This window comes from Pseudomonas sp. MB-090624 (assembly GCF_003205245.1).
In the GTDB taxonomy this organism is placed as follows: Bacteria; Pseudomonadota; Gammaproteobacteria; order Pseudomonadales; family Pseudomonadaceae; genus Aquipseudomonas; species Aquipseudomonas juntendi.
The window spans coordinates 1-1,150 of record NZ_QJRK01000109.1; the positions used below are offsets into that span (position 1 = coordinate 1).

At 53.8% G+C, this 1,150-nt stretch carries 4 protein-coding genes; 2 read left to right on the plus strand and 2 right to left on the minus strand.

Annotated elements, in window-relative coordinates:
• The coding region (locus DMX12_RS28810) for a transposase domain-containing protein (RefSeq protein ID WP_146226874.1) at positions 1-95 on the plus strand (95 nt) is incomplete at its 5' end.
• Positions 96-414: 319 nt separating this feature from the next.
• On the opposite strand, the gene DMX12_RS28815 is transcribed toward DMX12_RS28810, so the two are convergent.
• Entirely contained in the window at positions 415-771 is a 357-nt protein-coding gene (locus DMX12_RS28815; RefSeq protein ID WP_110680094.1) for a hypothetical protein, read from the minus strand.
• Between the two features lie 38 nt (positions 772-809).
• Between DMX12_RS28815 and DMX12_RS28820 the strand changes: the two genes are divergently transcribed.
• Positions 810-1,028 carry a hypothetical protein gene (locus tag DMX12_RS28820; protein ID WP_110680095.1) on the plus strand — a complete coding sequence of 73 codons (219 nt, stop codon included), beginning with the start codon at positions 810-812 and terminating at the stop codon, positions 1,026-1,028.
• 27 nt (positions 1,029-1,055) lie between these two features.
• Here the strand turns inward: DMX12_RS28820 and DMX12_RS28825 are convergent.
• On the minus strand, positions 1,056-1,150 hold a 95-nt coding region (locus DMX12_RS28825), incomplete at its 5' end, for a transposase domain-containing protein (RefSeq protein ID WP_146226874.1).

Sequence of the window (1,150 nt, forward strand, 5' to 3'; positions counted from 1 at the left end):
CGTATGCCTATCTCAAGGATGTACTGACGCGGCTGCCGACCCAACGGGCCAGTGAGATCGGACAGTTGCTGCCGCATCAGTGGGTGCCGGCCTGACTTACGCAAGGTGAGTTCGCCGGACGCTTACATTCGGCCAGACGGGACATATTTTGATCCTCAAATTTAAGGGAAACAGGCGGAACATCCTAAAGCATCCCGCTAACGATGTCCTTAAATAGGACGTTGATTCCAGATCTTCGTTCGATATAGCTCGCCTTGGACTATTTCGAAGCCGTGAACTCAGGTCTCGCCTTTTCTAATCATCTGTCTGGGGCGAGCGCGTCCAGCGAAGATAGAAGCTTCTCTAAATCCATAAGCCTCGACGCCTTGATGATGTCTTACTCACCACGACTACTTAGCTTAGAGACCTCACCGGTCATTTGACACGCTCAAGCAATGGCACGAGCACGCCAGATGCCATTTCCATGAAGTCATTAATGTCGGCTCTAGTCTGGGGAATTTTGTAGCCCTTGGATGTACTTGTGATGATGACATCAGCATCCCGAAGCTTCGCAATGCCACTTGACCGTACCCGCTGCTCCGACAGGTCGCCAAAACCTCTGTCACCCAGACGGGCCAGAATGTCGGCTGTTAGGATGTAGTCCTTCGTGACGAACTCGCTCTGGAATCTCAGGTAATCCATGATGCTGACCTGCAGACGTCCATCCTCGTCCGGGTATTGGCCGACCTTCTCGATGAAACGATCTGCTTGGCGAAGGGCTTCCTGATGCACCGGGTAGTCCGCTTGCTGGACTCATCCATCGGTGGAGCATGCAGCAAATTGAACTTGGGTGGCCACTCCAGAAGAGCGAGGGTCTGCTCGCGGAGGAGCTTTTTGTAGACCTCAGCAATATCGCCAGCAGCCTTCTGCTCATAGAGCTGGGCTACAGATCCCGCGAAGAAATCAACGACCTGAATGAGGACATCATCCTTGTTGGATTTCGTCTGGAACGCATGGTCGTATCCGAAGAGATCATCGCCGTAGCGTAAGCGTCCGGCGAACTCACCTTGCGTAAGTCAGGCCGGCACCCACTGATGCGGCAGCAACTGTCCGATCTCACTGGCCCGTTGGGTCGGCAGCCGCGTCAGTACATCCTTGAGATAGGCATACG

Bases quoted from the DNA above. Each gene is read 5' to 3' on its own strand.
- DMX12_RS28820 (WP_110680095.1), top strand. From the start codon at position 810: ATGCAGCAAATTGAACTTGGGTGGCCACTCCAGAAGAGCGAGGGTCTG.